At 35.9% G+C, this 23,445-nt stretch carries 19 protein-coding genes; 5 read left to right on the plus strand and 14 right to left on the minus strand.

Going from position 1 to position 23,445, the window contains the following annotated elements:
• Nucleotides 1-106: 106 nt before the first annotated feature.
• From ACFQ0R_RS06360 to ACFQ0R_RS06380, 5 genes are all read left to right on the plus strand, one after another.
• Nucleotides 107-1,351: an NAD(P)/FAD-dependent oxidoreductase gene (locus ACFQ0R_RS06360; RefSeq protein ID WP_379657553.1), complete on the plus strand. Its 1,245-nt coding sequence runs from the start codon at nucleotides 107-109 to the stop codon at nucleotides 1,349-1,351.
• 21 nt (nucleotides 1,352-1,372) lie between these two features.
• Nucleotides 1,373-1,933 carry a DUF4251 domain-containing protein gene (locus tag ACFQ0R_RS06365; RefSeq protein ID WP_379657554.1) on the plus strand — a complete coding sequence of 187 codons (561 nt, stop codon included), beginning with the start codon at nucleotides 1,373-1,375 and terminating at the stop codon, nucleotides 1,931-1,933.
• A 179-nt stretch (nucleotides 1,934-2,112) separates the two neighbouring features.
• Entirely contained in the window at nucleotides 2,113-2,805 is a 693-nt protein-coding gene (locus ACFQ0R_RS06370; RefSeq protein ID WP_379657555.1) for a hypothetical protein, read from the plus strand.
• A 10-nt stretch (nucleotides 2,806-2,815) separates the two neighbouring features.
• A complete protein-coding gene (locus tag ACFQ0R_RS06375; RefSeq protein ID WP_379657556.1) occupies nucleotides 2,816-3,106 on the plus strand; it encodes a hypothetical protein in 291 nt (96 codons plus the stop codon).
• 1 nt (nucleotide 3,107) lies between these two features.
• Entirely contained in the window at nucleotides 3,108-4,136 is a 1,029-nt protein-coding gene (locus tag ACFQ0R_RS06380) for a CBASS cGAMP-activated phospholipase (protein WP_379657557.1), read from the plus strand.
• Between the two features lie 133 nt (nucleotides 4,137-4,269).
• Here the strand turns inward: ACFQ0R_RS06380 and ACFQ0R_RS06385 are convergent, their stop codons facing one another.
• From ACFQ0R_RS06385 to ACFQ0R_RS06450, 14 genes are all read right to left on the minus strand, one after another.
• Complete coding sequence (locus tag ACFQ0R_RS06385; RefSeq protein WP_379657558.1) at nucleotides 4,270-6,003, minus strand: Eco57I restriction-modification methylase domain-containing protein; 1,734 nt, start codon at nucleotides 6,001-6,003, stop codon at nucleotides 4,270-4,272.
• Nucleotides 6,000-6,653 carry an HNH endonuclease gene (locus ACFQ0R_RS06390; protein WP_379657559.1) on the minus strand — a complete coding sequence of 218 codons (654 nt, stop codon included), beginning with the start codon at nucleotides 6,651-6,653 and terminating at the stop codon, nucleotides 6,000-6,002. Before ACFQ0R_RS06390 ends, ACFQ0R_RS06385 begins: the two co-directional genes overlap by 4 nt.
• Nucleotides 6,654-6,661: 8 nt before the next feature.
• Nucleotides 6,662-7,327 (minus strand): hypothetical protein, encoded by a 666-nt coding sequence (locus tag ACFQ0R_RS06395; RefSeq protein ID WP_379657560.1) that lies wholly within the window; start codon nucleotides 7,325-7,327, stop codon nucleotides 6,662-6,664.
• 4 nt (nucleotides 7,328-7,331) lie between these two features.
• The gene (locus ACFQ0R_RS06400; RefSeq protein WP_379657561.1) at nucleotides 7,332-9,674 is read right to left on the minus strand and encodes a sensor histidine kinase; all 2,343 of its coding nucleotides are present in this window, start codon (nucleotides 9,672-9,674) and stop codon (nucleotides 7,332-7,334) included.
• Nucleotides 9,675-10,775: 1,101 nt separating this feature from the next.
• Nucleotides 10,776-11,492, minus strand: coding sequence for a class I SAM-dependent methyltransferase (locus ACFQ0R_RS06405; RefSeq protein WP_379657562.1), 717 nt, complete (start codon nucleotides 11,490-11,492; stop codon nucleotides 10,776-10,778).
• Between the two features lie 325 nt (nucleotides 11,493-11,817).
• On the minus strand, nucleotides 11,818-12,198 hold the full coding sequence (locus ACFQ0R_RS06410) for a GxxExxY protein (protein WP_379657563.1): 381 nt from the start codon (nucleotides 12,196-12,198) through the stop codon (nucleotides 11,818-11,820).
• A 455-nt stretch (nucleotides 12,199-12,653) separates the two neighbouring features.
• Nucleotides 12,654-13,100: a KTSC domain-containing protein gene (locus tag ACFQ0R_RS06415; protein WP_379657564.1), complete on the minus strand. Its 447-nt coding sequence runs from the start codon at nucleotides 13,098-13,100 to the stop codon at nucleotides 12,654-12,656.
• A 396-nt stretch (nucleotides 13,101-13,496) separates the two neighbouring features.
• Complete coding sequence (locus tag ACFQ0R_RS06420) at nucleotides 13,497-15,308, minus strand: ABC transporter ATP-binding protein (protein WP_379657565.1); 1,812 nt, start codon at nucleotides 15,306-15,308, stop codon at nucleotides 13,497-13,499.
• A 503-nt stretch (nucleotides 15,309-15,811) separates the two neighbouring features.
• Nucleotides 15,812-17,128, minus strand: a complete 1,317-nt coding sequence (locus ACFQ0R_RS06425; RefSeq protein ID WP_379657566.1) for a DEAD/DEAH box helicase — start codon at nucleotides 17,126-17,128, stop codon at nucleotides 15,812-15,814.
• A 4-nt stretch (nucleotides 17,129-17,132) separates the two neighbouring features.
• A complete protein-coding gene (locus tag ACFQ0R_RS06430; RefSeq protein WP_379657567.1) occupies nucleotides 17,133-18,464 on the minus strand; it encodes a DEAD/DEAH box helicase in 1,332 nt (443 codons plus the stop codon).
• A gap of 307 nt (nucleotides 18,465-18,771) precedes the next feature.
• Nucleotides 18,772-19,866, minus strand: a complete 1,095-nt coding sequence (ychF, locus tag ACFQ0R_RS06435) for a redox-regulated ATPase YchF (RefSeq protein WP_379657568.1) — start codon at nucleotides 19,864-19,866, stop codon at nucleotides 18,772-18,774.
• A gap of 288 nt (nucleotides 19,867-20,154) precedes the next feature.
• Nucleotides 20,155-21,471 (minus strand): Y-family DNA polymerase, encoded by a 1,317-nt coding sequence (locus tag ACFQ0R_RS06440; RefSeq protein ID WP_379657569.1) that lies wholly within the window; start codon nucleotides 21,469-21,471, stop codon nucleotides 20,155-20,157.
• The gene (locus ACFQ0R_RS06445) at nucleotides 21,471-21,923 is read right to left on the minus strand and encodes a LexA family protein (protein WP_379657570.1); all 453 of its coding nucleotides are present in this window, start codon (nucleotides 21,921-21,923) and stop codon (nucleotides 21,471-21,473) included. Before ACFQ0R_RS06445 ends, ACFQ0R_RS06440 begins: the two co-directional genes overlap by 1 nt.
• Before the next feature lie 133 nt (nucleotides 21,924-22,056).
• A complete protein-coding gene (locus ACFQ0R_RS06450; RefSeq protein WP_379657571.1) occupies nucleotides 22,057-23,373 on the minus strand; it encodes a DUF2254 domain-containing protein in 1,317 nt (438 codons plus the stop codon).
• Nucleotides 23,374-23,445: the final 72 nt, after the last annotated feature.

A 23,445-nucleotide genomic window follows, 5' to 3' on the forward strand; every position in this document is an offset into this window, starting at 1 on the left:
TTTTCTTCTAAAGTATAAATTTATTGAGGGTCTTAGAAACTTTTAGGAATATTTTGAGGTTTAAAAAGACTTAATTTTTCGACCTTACCAACAAAAATATTTTTAAATGCAAGATCAAAACATAGCTATCGTTGGAGCAGGATTAAGTGGACTGGTTGCTGCCATCAATTTGGAACAAGCTGGTTTTAAGCCACAGCTTTTTGAAGCAACAGATAGAGTTGGAGGTCGTGTAAAAACTGATTACAGAGATGGCTATACATTCGACCATGGATTTCAAGTCTTACTGACTCAATATCCAGCAGCTCAAAAATATTTGAATTATGATCTACTAGAACTTGAAAGCTTCTATTCTGGAGCTGTCATTTATAATAAAGGACATCAAGACAAAATTGGCGATCCTTTAAGACAATTTAGTTTGTTGTTACCAACATTGTCTTCAAGAATTGGTAGCGTAGCCGATAAACTCAAAGTTTTAAAACTCAACACCCAATTAAAAAAGAAATCATTTGACGATATTTTTTTAGCTAAAGAGAAAACTACACTTCAGTATCTCAAGGACTATGACTTTTCTGAAGACATTATTCAAAACTTTTTTAAACCTTTTTTTACAGGGATTTTCCTTGAAGACGACTTAAAAACTTCCTCAAGAAAATTCGAATTTGTCTACAAGATGTTAGGGAAGGGGAGTGCTGCAATACCAAAAAAGGGTATTCAAGCCATTTCAAATCAATTGATGGCTCAGCTAAAGCATACAAAAATACACTTCAACACACCCGTGAAGTCCATTCAGGATCAAGAGATTACTTTTGGGAATGATTCTAAAGAAAATTTTGATTATGTCATTATTGCAACAGAAGCTTCGCATTTAGTTCCAAATTTAAAAAATCAGCATACTTTATGGAAAAGTGTAGATAATTATTATATAAGCGTAGAGCAGCGAGCCTTTAAAGAACCAATGATTGCTTTAATTGCTGATGAAGAAGCTCTGGTTAATAATTTCTATTATGTGTCAAAACCCAATTCGAAGGAACATATACTGTCTGTAAGCATAGTAAAACAACACAAACTATCAAAAGAAGAACTTAAAGAAAGAATTGCTAAAGATTTAAAGGATTTTGTGGGGATTGATACAGTGGACTTCAAACAATTCTACCATATTGAAAAAGCTTTACCAATAATGCAAACAGTAAATTATATGCTGCCAAAATCGGAAACACAATTGAAAGACCAGATCTTTTTAGCGGGAGATCATCTGGCCAACGGATCACTAAATGCAGCTATGCTAAATGGTGAATCTGCAGCTCAAGCGGTAATTTCTAAAATAAAAGATGGAATTATTAATTTAGCTTAATTCTAATGCTTAACTTTATGTATGTTATATAAAACTCTACATATCAAATCATTAATAATTTTTGTTGGAATATTTACCATGATGTCTTGTGGTACATCACGTGAAGTTTCTGCTGAAGATAAATCGCGTTTAGATCAAATTATAAACAATCAATTTTTTAAAATAGAAGCTCAATTTGCAAGACCTTTAACTACAAATGCATTGAGTCAAATTGCTAATGCTGGTTTATTAGCGCCAGGGGATAATGCGTCACGAATTAATTTGCAGGGAAATTCTGCCTATTTGAAATTTGAAGGCGATACCGTCTCAGCCGATTTACCTTATTTTGGCGAAAGACAAATGGGTGGCGGTTACAGTCGAAATACAGGAATCGAATTTGAAGGCGTCCCCAAAGATCTGGAGATTGAAAAAGACGCTGATAAGAATTTTTATAACATCAAGTTTAATATCAGTGATGAGACTGAAAATTATCAAATCGTATTAAAACTGTATCCAAGTCTTGATGCTTTTATAAATATCAACAGCTCTCAGCGTTTTCCGATTCGCTATGATGGAACTTTAAAAGCTATAAAAGAGAAATAATCTAGTTAAATCGGATTTTAAAGATGACAAGTCTCCCCCCATAATGTCTTCAGATATTTATCAAGTCTCACCCATTTAAAAGTAGGTTATAATTCTCCACGGAGGTGTGTAAAGGGTGAATACTATAAGTTTTTTTAATGGATAATTTGTCGTAAGTTTATGATATCCAATTGACTAGAATGAAAAAACTTATCATTTTATCCGTTTTTATTTGTGTTTCCTGCGTCAGTATACCCAACGAAACCATAAGGCTTTCTGAAACTTTAGGGAATGATCTTCAGGTTCTCAAACAATCCCATGTCAGTACCATTTCGATTTATTATGCCGACTTAGAATCTAAAATTAATCGGTTTATCGATGAAGTTTACAGCCCGTTTATCATTCAGTATGTTCTGGAAAGTGAATTTCAAAGTTTTGAAAACGGTAATGTATCGATCATTACCTCTTTAAAAGAAGCTTCAAAAGCCGAGGCAACCCAGAAAGATACGGAGAAAGCTCTCCAGGATATGGTAGATTTCCAAATTTACGCTACGCAGCAAATTGCTCAAAAAAGAAATGAGTTACTACAACCTATTCAAACAGAAAAGCTGAGCATTCTCAAAAGCATCAATTCGTCTTACGATAATGCGATCGCAGCCAACGCCACCCTTACGGGTTATTTAAAATCGGTGAAAAATGTAGAAAAAGCCCAAACTGAATCTCTATCACTCATAGGCATTGATAGAGCAGAGGTAGATGAAAGCATGCTAAGGGCTTCAAATAGTTTAGATGAGTTGATAGCCAGAGGGAGAGCTATAGACCATACCTCTGAAAATGCCCGGCAACAAATGAATGAGTTAATTGAAAAGATTAAAACGATAACCAATCCATAAATCTCATCCTATGAATAAACGATTAAAAAGACTTTTTGAAGAAGCAGATAAAGCTTTTGACGGCAAGTATGCCAAAGAGGTGGAAGAGCTCAATGGACTCTCACGCTCAGAGATCGACCAGATTATTCCTGGAACAACAGACCTGAAAACCTACACTGTTTTGGTTAAACTGGTAGAAAAAGCTTCCAAAGAAAACATGGATAAAGCAGAGCTCATCGATCAGATCAAGGAAACTGGAGAAATTGGAATTAGCATCGCTAAAACTATCAGTGGATTTTACGAGGACCTTAAAGACGTTTAAAATGAGTAAAGTAAGAATCCTCTCGATAGACGGCGGTGGTATACGTGGGATATTGCCAGGCATGATCATGACCAGGCTGGAAGAAAAACTCCAAAACCACAGCAATGACGAAAATACCAGATTAGCCGATTACTTTGATTTTTTTGCAGGCACCAGTACCGGGGGTATTTTAACGCTTTCCTATGTAATTCCAGATAAGAAGGGAAGACCCTTACTGACAGCAAAACAGTCGGTAGATTTATATTTAGACCGGGGTAATGCTATTTTTGATGTGAATCTGTGGCAAAACGTGAATAGTCTGTTTGGTATAGCTGATGAAAAGTATGATGAGCATGAGCTCGAAAAGGCTTTGCAGGATACGTTTAAAGATTGCTGGTTAAGTGATTTGATCAAACCCTGTATCATCAGTGCTTTTAATGTGACCAATGGAAAACCTCATTTTTTTAAGCAACACAAATCGGCTAATAAAATCTTTAATTTTAAGGTAAAAGACGTTGCCAGAGCGACCTCTGCAGCACCCACATACTTTGAAGTGGCCAGAGTGAACAATCAATTAGGAACACCTTATCCGCTTATTGACGGAGGCGTATTTGCCAATAATCCAACTATGGTAGCGTATTCTGAAGCCCGCAATATGACGTTTGAAGGCAAAACAACACGTCCTACAGCTAAAGACATGATGATTGTTTCGGTGGGCACCGGAAGTCAAAGTAAATCTTACAAGTATGAGGATGCGAAAAACTGGGGACAATTGGAATGGATCAAACCAGTGATAGACATTATGATGTCGGGAAGTTCGATTAGCACGGATTACCATTTGAATCAAATCTTCGATACTTTAGACGAGAAGGACAAAACTTATTACTACAGATTAGAACCTAAAGTAATCACCGCTGAAAATGCGATGGATAATGCAACTCCAGACAACTTACAGCGTTTAAAAGACGATGCCTTGACTTATATCGCAGAACCAGCTGTTGACGCAATGTTGAATGAAATCGCGAAGAGGCTGGTAGAGAACGACAACTAAAGCTTATGTAAAGTCTTAGTTTGAGAGATAGAGTCTCGAGTGTTCAATTATTCTATTTTACATAATATAAATTATAGGACAAATGTATTTCCGAATCATTATAAACGAAAGTATTTCTTGTCAAAAGAATAGTTCAATCATTAATAACGCTAAGATTTCTTTTTTTTAATTGTATTTCTTCAAAATCATATCTATCTATATTAATTTTCTTTTTTTTAATAGTTTTTTTTAGTCTACGATTTACTAGCTTAATTCTTATTTTTTCTAATTTTTTTGAATCTAAATTTGGTATCAAAATTGAATTTGTATAAGATAAAATGTCTCTGATATCTTTATTTTCACGAAGCATTTTATCTAATTTTTTAAATTGTTTTTCTGTAATATCATTCTTATAAGGTATTGATAATTCCTTGAGTTCGTTTGGGGTTAACTCTAATACGCCACCTCCATAAAATCTACCTTCTAATTCAGATAAAACAAATGTCAAGGAATTATAAAATGAAAAAACCAGATTTTTAATATCAAATCCTGCTTTCATATTGACTCTGTAAAAAGAATCTGTAGCAAGAATATTTGATTCATTAACAAAGATTTTTGGATATTTATGACTCCTTTTTATAAATAGTCCTTCAGAAACCCATGTTGTTGGGACATGATACCAGTTCTCTCTTAGTGTCATTTTATATCTTTTATGCAATGCTCCTGTACCGTCTTCTTTCTCTAATTCACCTTTTAATAAATAATTGTTTAATTTTTTATTAAGTTTTGATTTAGGAAGGTTAGGAAATAATAAAAAATTTACTTTTTTATTATTAGATTTTAATCTCTTAAAATCTAAATCACAAAAATTAGCAACATTTGGAACTAGCCCCCCTTTGGGAAGTATTGGCTTTATTATACTGCTAAATCTTGATAACTGATTTTCTTCTAATTCTTTGTCATTTAATATGAAATAATCATTTGCAGCAGTAACAATACCAACTTGTGCTTTATCAGTATATGATTTTATCTGTTTATACATATTTTTAAGGCTATCAACAAAGTTAAGTTCTTGATCTGATAGAATGTAATTTGTCCATTTATCTAAATTCTTTCTGTTTATATTATTATGTTTTTCTGTGAATTTTGGTTCTTTCAAATCTGTTAATTCTTGAACCTGATAAAATGAGAAACCATGTTCATTTCTATTTTCAACTCCTTTTATACCAATAAGAGCCACAACATCTTGTTGAATGCCATCAAATATTAATTCATTAAAAGCAAAGACTTCTACTCTATCAAACTCTTCAATAATTAAAGCTCTCAACTCTTTAGCATAATTCACTTGTAATATTTCTGATGGTATTACAAAACAAAGTATACCATTTTGATTTAATTTCATTATTGCAGCTTCTAGAAATGCAATCCAAAGATTATTAACTTTATTCTTTGAATTTATTAAATTAATTGATTTTTTAAATTTATCATGTACTTCGTCACAGCTTTTCAATTGTTCATTATGTAGATTACTTCTTTTAACATAAGGAGGATTTCCAATAATTAATGAATATTCATTATTATTGTTTAAATAATATTTTAAATAATCTTGATGATTTATTGTTTTATCTATTTTATTAGAAAAGGGAATTAGGGTTTCGGCTTTATCTAACTCTCCTTTATTTATGTCAAATAAATCTAAAGAAACATGACTAAATTTATTTAAATCTAAATAATTAAATATAGATGATACAAATTCTCCATCACCACAACTAGGCTCTAAAATTGAAATTTCTTTTCCTTTTATATATTTTTGAACAACGTGCTTAGATAAAAAATCGGCAAGGATTTTTGGAGTATAATATGAACCAGTGTTTTTTTTATTAATCATTTTGATATAGTTCTTCTAATTTCTTCGGGCTCATATCTTGGGGTTACTCTCCCTTTAAATAATAGTTTTTGAGTAGATAATGATAAAAGAAGCATTTCTGAGATTATTTTATCAATCTCAGGTGATTTTTCTTCCAATTGTATTTTTTGAACCATAGATTCTATTTTTTCAATAACTTCTTCTGATTTTTCAGATATTAAGATATATTTTCTTTCGTTTATTAACTGAGGTCGATTTAGGTTTATTTTCTCAATCATGTACTTTGAAGCAACAAAATTGCCGCATATTTTCCCGTTTTCATGAATATTAAATAACTCATTATAATCCGTTTCATTTGGATCAGCATATGAAACTACTGAATGATCTTTTACTGGATCATTTGGCCAATCATTACTTTTAAAACGATTACAAATGGCACAAGCATAAAACAAATTTTCAAAATCTTTTAAAAGATTCTGAAATGATTTCAAAGATTTCGGTCTAAAATGTTCAACATGAAAATGATCATAACCTCCACATGGGTTTTCATCAATAGCACAGTATACACATTTCTTATTAGCTTCCTCTCTTAGTACTGGCTTATAATCACGATAATGATTTACATTATCTTCTCTTTTTGTTGATTTCTTTCTTATAACAGTATAATTCATATATGTACCTATTTTCCTAAAAGTGTTTCTAATTTTTTGGATAATTCTTCCAACTTTTTACTTTTAGATTCAAGTTCTTCTAACCATTTTTTTCTATCTGTTATGACAAATGATGACAATGGAAGTTCTAGTTTTGCTTGAAGAGCTTTAAGTTCATTAATTTGATTCTCATTTGCTTCATCCAAAGCAACTAATTCTGATAACTCTGCCAACTTTAAATATTCTTTTTCAAAATTTTCAAGATAATTTTGAGTATATCTTATAAACCTATTCACATATTGTTTAGTGCTTTCATCAGATTTAATAAAATCACTTCTGGAAATGATGTCATCAAAATCACCCTTCATTGATTCGAGTTCGTCTTCGTCATCTACATATGAAGAAATTACAACGATTGGAAGTTCTTTATTGGTTTTTCGTACCTCTTTTACTAAATCATGTCCATCATAGTTGGCATGAATACCTCCAACATTTCCTTCCTTTAATTTTTCATCGACAATTAAAATGACTACTTTGTTTTGAACTATCCATTTGTTATAGTCTTCTTTTTGTGGCAAAGGATCAAAATGGTCTATATCCCAATTAATCCCTTGAGCTTTTATATCTCTAGATATTCGTTTTGAAAGTCTTCTTCTTTCATTTAATCTATCGTCAATTATTGCTACTAGTGCCATATTATTATTTTTTTGGTAACCATATTCTAAACCTTGCCCCTTTTAAATCTTTGTCGTTCTCAACAGAACGAGTACCACCTAAGTCATCGATAATAGATTGTACAATTGTTAGACCAAGACCAGTTCCAGCTTCATTACCATTAGAATCTGTTTTGGTAGTATACAAAGCTTGCCAAATTATTTCACGACGATCTTCGTCAATACCATTACCAGAGTCTGAAACAATTATTTCAAATCCTGCTTTACCATCTAGCATACTGTCATGTAATTCAATTGAAATTTCTCTTTTTATATTATTATGAATACAAGCCGAATATGAATTGGTTAATAGGTTGATAAATATGGTCTCAACATCCATAGGAAAAGTTTTTGCAGATACATCATCAAGATTAGAAACAATTTTAATTGACCTTGCTGAAAAAGTATCAGCTATTTCAGCAATTGTCCTTTTCAATAAATTGTTTAAATTAACATTCTTTCTTTTTCTTTTATCTCTTTTTATTCGTGTTAAAGCAAAAGCTCCCCATTGAGATACATGAGATGAATATTTGTTTGCTTCATATAACTCCATCAATGCTTCTTTAATATCAGGTGGTGTTTCTTTCAAAGAGGCAATTGCTTCATCATTAGCCATTTTTAATTGTGATATAGACATTTGTGTTTCATGTCCAAACACTGCTGATGAAATTCCTATAGTAGCTAGACCACCTAAAGTTCTGTTTTTACCTAAGATTTCTTCAAGTCTATTTTCTGTTTCCTCTGTTTGTTTAATTACATTAGCAACTCGATCCGAAACATCAAGAACATATGAATGATTATTTTCCACTGCTAATTTTTTCATTTCAGCGAGCTCATACTTAAGTCGATTTAATTCCTCTTTATATTCGTCTAATATCTTTTTATTAGATCTTCTCGGTTTTCCATCTTTAGCTTCATTTAATTTTTTGAAAACATTGTGCCGATGTAGTTCTAATAATCTTATACCACAAAGAACTAATGCTCGTAGATCGTAATATGCTTCATTATGGACAAGTCCTTCTCTTGCAGCACTATCTTCTAATTTGCTGTTTTCATCTCTTGAAATGTAGACAGCTCCCAACATTTGGTTGTTTTTTACCATCCAACCTTCTCTAGCAATACCTGCTGGATTTTGTCCTTGTCTTTCACTTAAGTTTAACCAGTCTTCGCCATCCTTACCTGAAAAACCATAAGGTTTTACACTAATATTATCTCTATATACTTTTACACCTCCATTATAATCTAAGTATTCTGTTAATTTTGATAGCGTAAAACCAGTGTCTTTAGCAAATGCAGATTCCCTTGGATAAAACATTAAGTTAAAAATTACAGGACCGCAGGATGGATTCTCATCAGAAACACGGTATTTCTTTATATCATTTAGCAGTAATTTTGAATCCTTCTCCTTCTCTTTTGGTTTTTGTATTAGTTGATTCCAGTTTATAGTTTTTTCCTTTTCCTCGCTAAACTTAAACTTATCTTTTATAGTATATTTTATTTCATTTGAAACACCATCGTGATAAACTTCAATTTCAATTTCTGGTTTTAAATGCTCTTTATGTTTAATTTCTCCTTTATATTCGGTTTCAATATTGCTTTTGACTATTATTTTAAAATCCTTGATTACTTTAAATGGAGAAGTTAAAATCGAAAGTTCTTCGTACAATCTTTTGAAGTCAGAATCAGACCATTTATTTCTTAATTCTTTAATAATGATTTCAGTACCATGCTTTGACTCTTTCTTTTTAACTGTTGGGAGAGTAATATTAGGTTCTTTAATCTTTTTAAATGGAATCAATAATAGATCAACACCTTGTTTATTAAAATCGTTCCAATCAATGTGCAGCCCAATAAGATTAAAATCATTTTTTTTTGAAATTAAATCAATAGAAGCTCCTAATCTATCAGCAGATAATCTTCCTATTCCTTTCTCTCCGGTTTTTCTTCTTCTCTTTTTACTTACTTTATCAGTTCTTTTAGTTGAAAAGCCTATTCTTAACCACTTTTCAATTATTTCAGTCTGAGACATTCCTGTTCCATTGTCAGCAACTCTAATATAATTTTCATCATCATTCAAAATAATATCAATTTCAACCTTTTCAGCATCAGCATCATATGCATTCTTAACCAATTCTAAAACAGCTGTTGTATGGTCTTTTATACTATCCCTTCCTAAATGAGCTATGGTCCCAGCATCAGTACTAAAACGTAGATGGTCTTGGTCATGCTTAATAAAATCAGATGTCAATTCTAAAAACTGTTGAAAATCTATAGTTTCCGCTTGCAATAATGCTTGAAGTTCATTTTTAATATTATTTTCTGTTTTCATGAGTTTTTTTTTTGTATTCTAAACAATTAAATCTTCTAAACTTTATTTTTTTCTATTTTGTGCATAATATTTTACAGTTATTATAATTCTTGTTTAGTTTTCTGACAACCAAACTTGTTTGATAACTTACTCATCAAGTAATACCTTAAGAATTCATTAAACTCTGGGATTTAAGGACTAAAAATAGTATTATTATTTAATTATATATCAAAGTTTTAGATAAATTCAATTCTTTTAAAATTATGTATTAACCTTTAATAATTAGACTTCTAAAATGTAATCTTATAAAAGTTATTGAGTAGTAAATTCAAGGGAATTTTTTCATTAATCTTTTAATAGAACTTAGTATATCGCCTTCGAATAACAATATTACTTACTCCACTCCAAACACCATAAAGTGCTGCCACTGGAGATTATTGATATTTTTAATCCATTGGAATCCGATGGCTTTGAGTTTTATCCACAAAGTTTTCCACAATATAGCTAGCAGCCAATGTAACCTACGCTTACGAATAAAATTAATTTAAAGAGACTGTAATAAACCGCAGGTTCGCAGTGACCGCAGAGATTTCTCTTTGCGAACTTAGCGTCTTGGCGGTGAAAATTCATATAAACATTAAAATGATCTGTAGAGTTGGATTCACCCGGAGGAAACGAAGTCAGTGAGTTTAAGAATTTCTCTGTACACACCTACTCCACTCCAAACCCCATACAATGTTGCCATGGAATATTATCGATATTTTCAATCAAGCCGAAACCAGTTGCTTTCACTTCCTTGACGGCCTGAGCTTCCGATATTTTATGCAAGTACGAGTCTTAAAGATTTTATTTTAAACTCATATCAATCTTAGTCTTAGCGTTCTCCGCGCCACAGCGGTGAATAAGACTATTTTAAAATATCTACTAACAATTGCCTCTCCAATATAAAACCGCGGTGTCGCAAAGTGCGCAGAGATTTTTCTTTGCGAACTTAGCGTCTTGGCGGTGAAAATTCATATGAAACATTAAAATGATCTGTAGAGTTGGCAACACCACGGACCTGCCTGCGTTTCACTTGGGAAAGCAGGTAGGTTTGTGGTTAAAGTTTAAATAAGTGCACTCCTATTCCACTCCAAACACCATACAATGCTGCCACGGCAGATTATCGATATTTTCAATCAGTTGGAATCCGTTGGCTCTAAATTCTTTGACGGCCTGGGCCTCACTCATTTTATGCAGGCGTTTGATGGGCACAGTGGGGTCTTCAGCTCGGTATTCAATCAGATAGATTTTACCATCAGCTTTTAGAGCTGTTTTCATAGATGCCAGCATTTCCACGGGATATGCAAACTCGTGGTACACATCGACCATCAGGATTTTATCGACTGAGTTTTCAGGTAGATTGGCTTTCTGTTCTGAGCCTTTGATGAATTGGATGTGGTCTTGTTTTGCTTTTTCATTCTTTTCTTTCATCGCCTCCAGCATCTCCGGCTGGATATCGACGGCATAAACAACGCCTTCACTGACTTTCGGAGCTATTTTAAAGACATGGTAACCAGATCCGGCGCCAATATCGGCCACGGCATCGGTGGGTTGTAGATTCATGTTCTTAAGCAGTTGGCTGGTTTCTTCTTCCTGTTCCCGATCGGAGCGTTCCAGCCAGGCCATGCCCTGGTAACCCATGACGTGGGAGATTTCTCGGCCTTTATACCATTTTCCAATACCCGAAGGATCGCCATTTTTGAACTCGTATGGGGAGTTTTGGGAGTCGCTTTGAGCCTGAACTTCAGTGAGTGGAGATATCAACATCAACAGGCATAATCCAAACAGTGCTTTCATTAGCATCATCATCTTAATTTTTACAGACTTACTAAGTTAAGGACTTGGGGATGAAAAATTATTAAGGGGGATATAAATTCGAAAGTATTCACCGCAGTCCTGCCTGCGTTTCACTTTGGAAGGCAGGGGCACAAAGAACACAGAGGTACTAAGAATTATAAATATCCATTCAAAACTCCTTTTAGACTATTCTTTAAAAGTAAATCGTAAAATTGATTAATACTGAATTTAAAATAATTATCAATTCACCACAGAGGAAATGAGCACACAAAGAATTTTAATCAAATATTAATCCTTGGTTTAATTAGTGGCTTTGCGGCAACTTTCACAAATAACCGTTCAAAACTCTTTTTAGTCCGTTTTTGAGCAGTACTTCGTTGAAATTGATTAACAATCCGAGTTTCAAGTCTTTTAATTTTAAGTAGGTCAATAATTGTGCTGTGTGAATATCAGCAAGTACTTCAACACTTTTAATTTCAATGATAATTTTATTTTCTACCAAAAGGTCAATTCTATAACCTGCATTGAGTTTCACCTCTTTGTAAACAACTGGTAAGGCTACTTGTTGCTGTAGGTTAAGTCCGATTTGCTTTAGCTCATAAGCTAAACACGTTTCATAAGTGCTTTCAAGTAATCCTGGGCCAAGTTGCCTGTGAACTTCTATAGCAGCCCCAATAATTTTTGTAGCAAGATCATTTTCATACACGAATTAGAGTATTAAAAGAAAATCTAATTTACAAATTTTATCCATATGGATATAACCACAGAGAAACTGAGTTCACAGAGGTTTGAATATAAAGTTCATTATTCCCTCTGTGTTCTTCGTGACTTTGTGGTGGATAAAAACTTTATTTAACCAGATAAATATTGAATTCGAAAAGCTATTTTTAAAGGTTCAGATTCCTATGTGCCCTCCTTGACCCTGCGGTGAAACAACTTTTATCAAAAAATAAACTAGAAATCTATGCCTCTACATTTTCACGTTTGGCCATTCTAAAGGTATAATTTGGATAAATAGAACGTTTTGCAAAGCGATCAACCTTATTGCTTAAGAATATCAACACTAAAATTTACTGCAAAGTCACAGTGAACATAAAGTTTTTTCATTGCGAACTCAGCGTCTCTGCGTTGAAACAGCTTTTATCAAAAAAAACTAGAAATCTATGCCTCTACATTTTCACGTTTGGCCATTCTAAAGGTATAATTTGGATAAATAGAACGTTTGGCAAAACGGTTAAGCTTATTGCTGTTGATCATTTTGATAAAAACAGGTTTAGTGACTCCAAAATACTCATAAGTAACCCCATCCATAAAGGTAATTTCCAACAACATACCTTTGTGCTGAAAGTCAGCAATCCCAGTATTTATACTTTCTGCATACTGTTCAGCATTGGCAGAAATGGTTTCAGGGGCAATGCTCACCAAAAAATGATAGCCATCGATGATACGTCTGCTTTGGATTTCGGCTTCGGCCTGACGTTCGTCTCCAGCCTGAAACTTGTCGGGATGCCATTCCTTTACCAGATCTCGGTACGCCTTTTTCAAGGGCTTTAACTCTATCTGTCTTTCAACTCCAAAGAGTTTTTTGTATTCTGCTATTCGCTTCATTCGTGTGCTATTAAAGTTTGCAAAAGTAGGCTTAAAAAGCCTATGAAATACATCCACTGACTACAAAGTCTAAGATTTATTTTAATCATAAATACTCCCATTTCTCCGACTAATTAAGTGCTTGAGCGGTGTAATATAATTTTATGAAAATCAGTATTTAAAATTTACCACAGAACTGCCTGCATTTCACTTCGGAAGGCAGGGACATAAAGGTTACTGAGTTTCTCTTAGCGAACTCAGCGCCATTGCGGTGAGAACCCTTAAGAAATACCAAAAGAAATCGCTGTGTAAGAGTAAACGCAAAGTTTTTTAAAATTGATTTTTTTACTTCTAATAATGACCTCTACTATGTAAACTCATTATTTATGTGCCAATAAGTTATTCAAGTTTTAGCTATTACTCCCGATACCCTTCAGCTTGTAATTCGAATAACTCCGCATACAATTGTGGTTTGGCCAGTAACTCTTCGTGGGTGCCCATCTCCAGGATTTGTCCGTTTTGTAAGACTAGAATTCGATCTGCCATTCTCACAGTTGAAAAGCGGTGAGAAATAATGATGCTGGTACGGTCTTCGGTTAAGGCAATAAATCGCTGAAATACCTGAGATTCTGCTCGTGCATCCAGGGCAGACGTGGGCTCATCCAGAATGATAATCGGTGCGTCCGACATATAGGCTCGAGCCAATGCTATTTTCTGCCATTGTCCGCCAGATAGCTCTGCTCCTTTCCGGAAGCGTCGTCCCAAACCTTGGTTATAGCCTTCCGGCAGACTTTCGATCACATCATTAGCCAGACTTTGCACGGCGGCATTTTTTATTTTTTCGGTATTGTGTTCTTCATCGATATTCCCCACAGCTATGTTGATTTTAGCCGTTAAGTAATACTTCACAAAATCCTGAAAAATAGCGCCCAGCATTTTCTGATAGGCTTGTTTTCGATACTCCTGAACCGGAACACCGTCCATCAAAATTTGACCTTCAGTGGGATCGTATAGCCGGAGTAACAATTTGATCAAGGTTGTTTTTCCAGCACCATTCTCTCCTACCAGCGCTAATTTCTCACCTTTGATCAAGTCAAAAGAAATGTTGGATAATACATTTTTATCTGACTGTGGATACCTGAAACTTACATTTTCAAATCGGATGCTATGCTTAAACTCTGTCGGGCCTTCACGGTACTGCTCTGGATTCTCACCGCTGAAGTCCATATCGATAAACTCAAAGTAATCCTGCAAATACATGGCGCTTTCCGTAATATTAGAAAATCTTGAAAACACGGTCTGCAACTGACTTCGAAGTCGGCTGAACGACCCTGCTAAGAAGGTTAAGTCACCGATGGTGACAAAACCAGCTACAGCTTTCAAAACAATAAATACATATGCGCCATAATAGGCCAAATCTCCAAGAATGTGAAAGGTACCGCCCCACAAACTCTTCTTGATGGATAGTTTTTTGTTCGCTTTGTAATATTTATCGGAGATGCGTTTAAAGGTGTTGCTGATAAAATCTGCCAGACCAAACAGTTTGATTTCTTTAGCGGTGATATCACTGGCACCAATCATTCGCATATAATCCAACTCCCGACGTTCAGGCGTCCAGCTCTTTTGAAGGGAATACGTCGACTGACTGTATTTTAATTCGTTGATAAGCGACGGGATAATAGAAATGACTAATAATAAAATCAGAATAGGATAGAAATAAATCAGTCCGGAAATCAAAGAAATGATGGTAATGATATCCTGAATTTGTGCCAAAACATTGGACATCAGCGACACTCGACTGGTGGTTTGCTGCCTGGCCCGCTCGAGTTTATCGTAAAACTCGGAGTCTTCCAGACTGGCTAATTCAACCTTAGCTGTTTTCTGAATCAGTTCTATGGAAGACGTATTGGAATACAAATCCCCTAAAAGACCATCAGTCAGACCAATTAATCGATTGAACACATCACTGAATATCGCCAGAACTAGCTCAATACCAATCAACCAGTATAGACGAGTCAGGTCTTTGGCATCCAAGTCTACCTGAAAAATAACTTCATCGATAATCTCCTTCCCGACCCATAACAAGGCGATAGGAATCAAAGATTTCAGCAATCTTAAAAACACATTGGCCAAAAAAAGACCAGGATGTGTATGATAGACTTTACTTAGAAATCTGGGAACAAATTTGAGAGATGCAAAATTGCTCTTTTTCTCGCGAGCTTTAGCCATATATGGGTTATCAATTGTATTGAGTAATTTCACGCAAAGAACGCAAAGCTTATTACAAAGGTATAAAAGTCAGAAGCATTTCAACTTTACTTTATGCTTTGATGCGTATTTCAAAAATGAATTCTTATAAAATCACTGCATCTACAAATTCACTCACAAACTCACTGACTCAATAACTACATACTTTAAGTTCATCACATCTTCACCCATCAAAGCAGACTCTTTGCATTTAAAATTCAGTATGGTCATTTTCAGATGTCTTTTCTCTTTGTTCTATCCTCTTTGTTCTATCCTCTTTGTTCTTTTCTCTTTGTTCTTTCCTCTTTATTCTCCTGTTCACAGCTTGTTATATAGTCCAGAGTCGAATAGTCCTTTCTCCTGGTTCTTTGTTCTATCCTCTTTGTTCTATCCTCTTTGTTCTATCCTCTTTGTTCTTTCCTCTTTATTCTTTTCTCTTTTCTCTTTGTTCTATCCTCTTTGTTCTTTTTTCTTAGTTCCCAAGATTACTCGAGAACCCTAATGCGTACTTTTTTAGTTTTCAATCTGGAGTTGTTTAATTTATCTACCAATTCCTCAGCCAAACTTGAAGGAACGCCTACAAATGCACAGTCGGGTTTCAGTTCTATTGTCCCAAGCTGATCTTTATGGAGTCCGCCTTGCTTAAAAAACAAACCTGCAATATCTCCTTTTGAAATCTTATCTCTGCGGCCTCCTGAAACAAACAGGGTTTCCCAATGTCTGGGTTTCAGAACTGCTTTTTTAGAAATATCAGCACTGCTCACCTCACCAATAAATTCTGGTAAAGACTCGCGTTCTCCTTTTAAGATATAAGCCGTTCCTTTAGCATCCACTCTGGCTGTTCTCCCATTTCTGTGAATAAATTCTTCCTCATGACGTGGGAGTTCATAATGGATAATAAATTGCATTTCCGGAATATCAATCCCTCTGGAAGCCAGGTCGGTAGCCACTAAAAGCTGTGAGCTTCCATTTCTAAATTTAATCAAAGCCCGTTCCCGGTCTTTTTGCTCCATCATCCCTGAAAAACAAGTATGACTGATATCGTGCTGACTCAGGTAAGTACTCACCTTCTCTATGCTTTCTCTCAAATTACAAAATACAATGCCCTGACGATTGCCTAAATGCTGAACCAGATCTACCAAGGTTTTTAATTTGTTTTGGTTTGGAGAAATTACTGTTCTAAGACTTAATTTAGAATTGTGCTTTTTATCTAGATAGTTAACGATAGTCGGTTGAATCAAATTGACGAAATTCGGAATCTTAACCCCTTGGGTAGCGGAGGTCAATATCCGCTTAGAGAGGTTGGGCAACTGACCTATAATCGATTTCATGTCCTCTTCAAAGCCCACTTCCAAAGATTTGTCAAACTCATCTAGTACAAGCGTTTTTATACTTGTTTTAGAAAAAAGATCACGGTTAAAGTGATCTAAAATTCTTCCTGGTGTTCCAATAAGAATAGCGGGGTTGTGTTTGATTTCGATTTTATCCTTGGATACAGGTCTGCCCCCGTACACGGCATTGACTTTATACCCTGAGCCCATCGAACGAATCACCTGTTCAATTTGGATAGCAAGCTCTCTGGAAGGCACCAAAATTAAGGCTTGAACTTCTGAAGATTCTGGATCCAACATATTCAATAAAGGCAATGAAAAAGCTAAGGTTTTTCCAGTACCTGTTGGTGACAACAGTAAGGTATTCGCCGTGTTTTCGATCAAAGGAATAGCCTCCGCTTGCATGGGGTTCAACGTCTGTATATTGAGTTTTTGTAAAATCTCTTCCTGTGACTTTATAAAATTGGCCATAAGCTTATTGTTTTTTAGAAGGTTCAGTGGGTGTATGCTCAGTCTTAGCTTGCGCCAACTGATAAGCAAGTACTTTATCGATGAGTTCTTCTTTGGTTAAATGATGAAAGATCGTTTGGATCTTTGTTTTGAATTCGGAAGAGACCTCCCGATTGGGTTTGGTTTTAAATATCTTTTTAGCCCACAATAAGACATTGTTTTCTTCAAGACTTTGGGGGTCTGCTTTGGTCACTTCGTGAAAGGTTATTCCCAATTCACTTTCGAAGTTAGCCAACTCCACGACTTCATCCTGCTGTAAAACCGTAAATGAAAGTCCTTCTGCTCCTGCTCTGGCAGTCCGTCCGCTTCTATGGACATAGGCTTCGTATGTATCTGGCAAGTGGTAATTGACCACAAAGGATACGGCTTTTACATCAATGCCCCGAGCAGCAAGATCGGTAGCGACCAAAATATCAATATGTCCCTCTCTAAACTGTCCCAAAACACGATCCCTTATCCCCTGCGTAAGACTCCCGTGAATGGCTCCTGATGAAAATTTATTGATGGCTAGCTTTTTTGCCAGTTTATTGACCGCCGCTTTAGTCTTACAAAAAATAATACCTCTCTGCCCTAGTCTGGAATTTAAAAAATGCAATAACACCTCCAGCTTTTCTATGGGTTCCACAACGACATAGCGATGGTCAATGCCTTGATGTCCAACTGTGGACATACCTACATTGATTTGGATAACATCCGAGGACATGGAATTTTGTACAATTTGTTTGAGGCTTCCTGGAAGTGTAGCTGTAAATAGGAATGTTCTTCTCGCTTTAGGCAGAATTTTAAGGATCGAGTCCACTTCTGTCTTTAGAGCACTCAGCATTTCGTCAGCTTCATCTAAGACCAAATGTGTCATACGACTCAAATCTATAGCCTCTCGTTTTACGAGATCCAATAAGCGGCCAGGTGTAGCCACAATAAGAGAGGGAGTCTGCTTTAGTGCTTCAACTTGAGATTTTATAGGCGTTCCGCCAGTTAAAGCAAGCATGGGAAGCGGATCGGAATACTGAGCAAATGCAAGCAGCTGCTGATGAATTTGTTGAGCAAGTTCTCTGGTGGGAGCCAAAACAAGCACCTGCATTTCAGTGGTTCTTAACTTGAGTAACTGAAGCAATGGTAAACCATACGCCGCTGTTTTTCCTGTTCCCGTTTTGGATAAAACGACAAGGTCTTCGGATTGATTTAAAATATGAGGAATGGTTTTCTCTTGAACCTCTGTAGGTATAGTGATCTGTAACTCCGCTAAACTTTTTTGTAAGGACTCCTCTATGTTTAATTCTGAAAACTGCTTTGACATGTAAAAATTTTTGCAAAGGTAAGACTTTGCAAGCCTTAAAAAACGTTCAGATCAATAATGAATCATACTAGTTCACCGTTCTCTGTTGACAGTTTATCGGTCGACTTTAATCAGGGAAGTTCAACTTATCACTGAGCGTTAAGGCTTGAAGCGCTGTAAGTTGTATTGGTGTCATTGAGTTTTAGGAATCAGGACCCTTTTTCTAGCAATCCTGATTCCAAAAGTCCTGATTCCTGATTCAAAACAGTCAAGACTATTTAGGGAAGCTCACATTCCTATTACCCGACACCAACAGCCTATGACCTGTTTAAACGTTAAACCTAAAGTTCATGATATCCCCGTCTTTCACGATGTACTCCTTGCCTTCTACATTTAGTTTTCCGGCATCACGCACTTTGGCCTCACTTCCAAAATGAACGAAGTCATCGTACTTGATCACTTCCGCACGAATAAATCCGCGTTCAAAATCCGTATGAATCACGCCCGCGGCCTGTGGAGCTGTCGCCCCTACCTTCACGGTCCAGGCACGGACTTCTTTTTTTCCAGCTGTAAAATAGGTCTGTTGATTTAGCAACCTGTAAGCAGAACGGATCAATTTGCCGGCCCCAGCCTCTTCAAGACCAATATCTTCAAGGAACATGGTTCGTTCCTCATAGTCATCAAGCTCTGCAATATCCGCTTCAATGCCCACAGCCAGGACTAAAACTTCAGCATTTTCATCTTTTACCGCCTCTTTTACACGATCCACATGTGCATTGCCATTCACGGCAGAACCTTCGTCCACATTACAAACGTACATCACAGGTTTGTCGGTAATTAACTGCATTGGTCTTACAAAATCGGCTCTGTCTTCTTCAGCTATGTTAAGTGCTCTCACGGATGTTCCGCTTTCCAGACCTGTTTTCAAAGCTTCCAAAACTCCAAATTCGCGTTGTGCTTCCTTATTCCCGGTTTTGGCAGCACGCTTGGTTTTATCCATCTTTTTCTCAACCGATTCCAGGTCTTTTAACTGCAATTCGATGTCGATGGTTTCTTTATCGCGAATCGGATCGATATTTCCATCCACGTGCACCACATTATCATCATCAAAACAACGCAACACATGCAGAATCGCATCGGTTTCTCTTATGTTTCCAAGGAATTGATTACCTAATCCTTCACCTTTGCTTGCTCCTTTTACAAGTCCTGCAATATCTACAATCTCCACGGTGGCAGGCACCACGCGCTCAGGATTCACAAGCGATTCCAGCTTTTCAAGACGTGGATCCGGCACGTTGACCACCCCGATGTTGGGCTCTATCGTACAAAAGGGAAAGTTCGCACTCTGCGCTTTTGCATTGGAGAGTGAGTTAAATAAAGTCGATTTTCCTACGTTGGGTAAGCCTACAATTCCTGCTTTCATATCAAATGATCTTCAAATTTTTGAAGCTGCAAAGGTAAGGTTTTTTTGCACTCAGCATCAGGTTAAACTTTATCAAATTCAGCAAAAAGAATTTTCTTTTTTTCTTCGGAATTTAATACTGCAAATCTTAATGACTTTACCAGTGAGTTTAATGCTTTTCGTTCACTTAATCCTCCGTCTGAGCTGTAAAGTTTTGACTGAAGGTTTTAAAGTGGAATTAATCACACTTCTTCGTGTTCTCAGTGGTTAAAGCTATATCAGCCAAAACTAAATTTATAGGATTCTAGTTTAAAACAAACCCACAAACATTTCAGAATTTTTATCTTTTTTTTCTTCATCCCCATCTCCCACTTTAACTTCTATCACATGGTTCAAACTTGTCGTGTAAGCCTGTGAAAGATGTTTCCTCCGCATTTTCCAGACTCTGCCCATATCCTGACTCCCCAAGCGTACAGCGCCTGTGCCGTAGACTCCGTTTAACCGGTCGATCTTCTGCATCAGTTCTTTGTGCTTCGGATTTTCGGCGGTAAAAAATGCCAGTTGTCGTTGGTCTTCGGGCACCAACCCCATTACAATGACTCCCGCTTTTTTGTAGTAATAATCAGGATGATAAATCTTCTTCAGCCCTTCTACGGCAAATTTCACCAAATCTATACTGGAATTGGTAGGATAACCCGTTTGCACCACAATGCTATTCTGGTACTGCGGTAAGTCCTGACGAAATTTATTGGTTTTTAGGAATACGTATACCATCTGACAGCAACTCCCCTGCCGTCTTAATTTTTCAGCTGACTTAATCGCAAAACTACTCACCCGCTCCTGGACATAATCAAAGTCTTTATACTGCTTGTCAAAAGAACGTGTGGTAGCGATGGCTTTTTTATTGGCCGGCGTTTCCAGTTCCAGGGTTCGTCGGCCCTGCAATTCTTTCTTAAGGCGTAGACCTACCACACTCATCTGCTTTCTCACCCATTCGTCAGGCAGTTCTGAAAATGCGTAAGCGTTGTGAATGTTGTGTTTTTTGAGGCGTAAAGCATGTTGGCGACCAATGCCCCAGACGTCTTCAATTTTTAACCATTTTAAAGCTTTTATTCGGGCGCTATCATCTTCCATGACAAACACGCCCTTGGTGCGTTCGGAGAACTTTTTAGCAATTCTATTGGCTATTTTACTTAAGGCTTTTGTAGGTGCTACCCCAACGCTTATGGGTATGCCTGTAGATTTTTCGACCATGGATTTCATCTTTTTGCAGTAAGCCTGCATGTCGTAATTTTCAAACCCCGTAAATTCTAAAAATGACTCGTCGATACTATAGATTTCGATATCTGGTGTAAAACTTGCCAAAATATTCATGACTCGAGAGCTCATATCTCCGTACAGGGCATAATTGGAAGAAAACACCTGAACCTTATGCTGCTTGAATATCTTTTCAAACTTGTGCGTAGGTGCTCCCATAGGAATTCCCAAAGCTTTAGCCTCGTTACTTCGAGCAATCACACAGCCGTCATTATTGGATAGAATTACCACAGGCTTGTCGCGAAGACTGGGATTAAACACCCGCTCACAGGACGCATAGAAATTATTGCAATCTACCAGAGCAAACATCAGTTGACTTTTTTAATGACAGTAGTCACCACTCCCCAAATCACGAAGTCGTTGCTTTCATCAACCTTTATCGGGGGATACTCTTTATTTTCTGGCATAAGCCAGATGTTATCCTTTTCTTTTTTAATACGTTTGACAGTAAATTCTCCGTCGATAAAGCACACCGCAATCTTTTTATGTTCGGGTTCCAGACTTCTGTCAATAATGAGTAAATCTCCGTCTCTAAGCCCCGCTCCTATCATGCTACTTCCGCGCACGCGAGCATAAAAGGTAGAATTGGGATTTTTGATAAATTCCTTGTTTAGATCGATTTTGATGTCTAAAAAATCGTCTGCAGGACTTGGAAATCCTGCACTAATTCCCTGATTCACAAATGGTAAATCCAGGCTTCTGGATAAATCTGGAGGGTAAATTTCCAAGGCGCGCTGCGCCTGATGAACCAAATGCAACATAGTCTTTTTCTACAAATTTAGGATATATTCCTACATATTGGAATATATCCTAGTTAATTAACATTCGTAGAATTGATGTTTACCTGAAAGCAAATTCAGAAGAAAATAAAGTCTTAAATAAAGATACTTAATCCTAAGATTCTTCTAAAATAGATCGACTTCGATCACGCATATCTTCCAAATCGTGACATTCTTCAAAAGAGTCTTCGGCGACTTTCAACACCATTTCGGCATGTTCTTTTACGGCCTCTTTGTGAATCTTATGGGATGTGTAATCGTGAATTTTGATCAAAGCTTCCATAAGTCTTATCACGACGGCAGGGCTGCCTTTAGAAAATTGCCGAATCTGTAAAAATGCTGCATCCAGCATACCTTGAAAGGTTAAAGGTTTAAATGCATAACGAAGCTTGTCATCATCAAATTTATACTTGGATGGAAATTTTACGCGAGTAAGATAACATAAGGTAGATGTGAGATTATCTATGCAGGAAATAGCTGTAAAAGGATCATTTATACCTGGAGATAAAGCCCTGCAAGCAATCTCTACCATTTGATGAATAGAATGCTCTGCGTCTTGTTGAGTAGTCCTGGAACTTCCCAAAACGTAATTATTTTCAAAATTTATAGAAGAGTCTTCAGTAAATTCAGTTTTGGAATGAATGCTAATAATAGGCTCACCTTTTACGATGTAGCCGCCTACTCTATGATGTGAAACTATTAAATACTCATTGGTCTTGGCTGCTTCGAAAAGAGATATATTATGAAGATATTGCAAATAACCACTTTTAGGAGATTTTAGAGTTTTAGAATGTGAAAAGTCCTTTAAATAATAATCTAAAGGTTTAGTATTTTTTTCAATAGACGGATCCTCATCTTCTAGTTCTTCAGAAAAAATTCTTTCTATATTTTTCATCAATGACACAGAAATATCAGAGACAACATGGTCTGCCTGTATGCTAATCGAAATAGAATGTATAAAAATGATCAAAAGAATAATATTACCAATAGCTGCCAAAATGGCTAATAAGATCGATAAGGAAGGAATGAAAACCTGAGCCTCATTGTCTTTCACAACATTTAAAACAATAAGGCAATAGGCATAAGTAGATACGTAAGTTCCTAAAACTACCTGATTGAGGCGTTCGTGCATGAAGTTTTTAAGCAAACGTGGACCAAATTGAGAAGAGGCAAGCGTTAATGCAACAAGTGTAATGGAAAATACAGTTCCTGCTACACCAATCATAGCGCCAGAAATAGTAGATAAAACACTTCTTGCAGAATCTGCACTTTCGGTAAGAATATAACTAAAGAATTCAATCGAACGGACATCTACACTCCTATCTATAAAAATTAACAAAGTAGCTAATCCAATAGAAAAAATAATGATAAGTATTGGTATAAACCAAAAACTTCCTGTGAGTTCCTGCCATAAAAACTTGATTTTACTCATAAATGCTTTTTAGAATTTAAATGTAAACTTTTTACTGCTTTTATGCATAGCTCTTTATAGATTGCATGAAAA

Origin of the sequence: Psychroflexus salinarum (assembly GCF_042677225.1) — a bacterium.
Lineage (GTDB): Bacteria > Bacteroidota > Bacteroidia > Flavobacteriales > Flavobacteriaceae > Psychroflexus > Psychroflexus salinarum.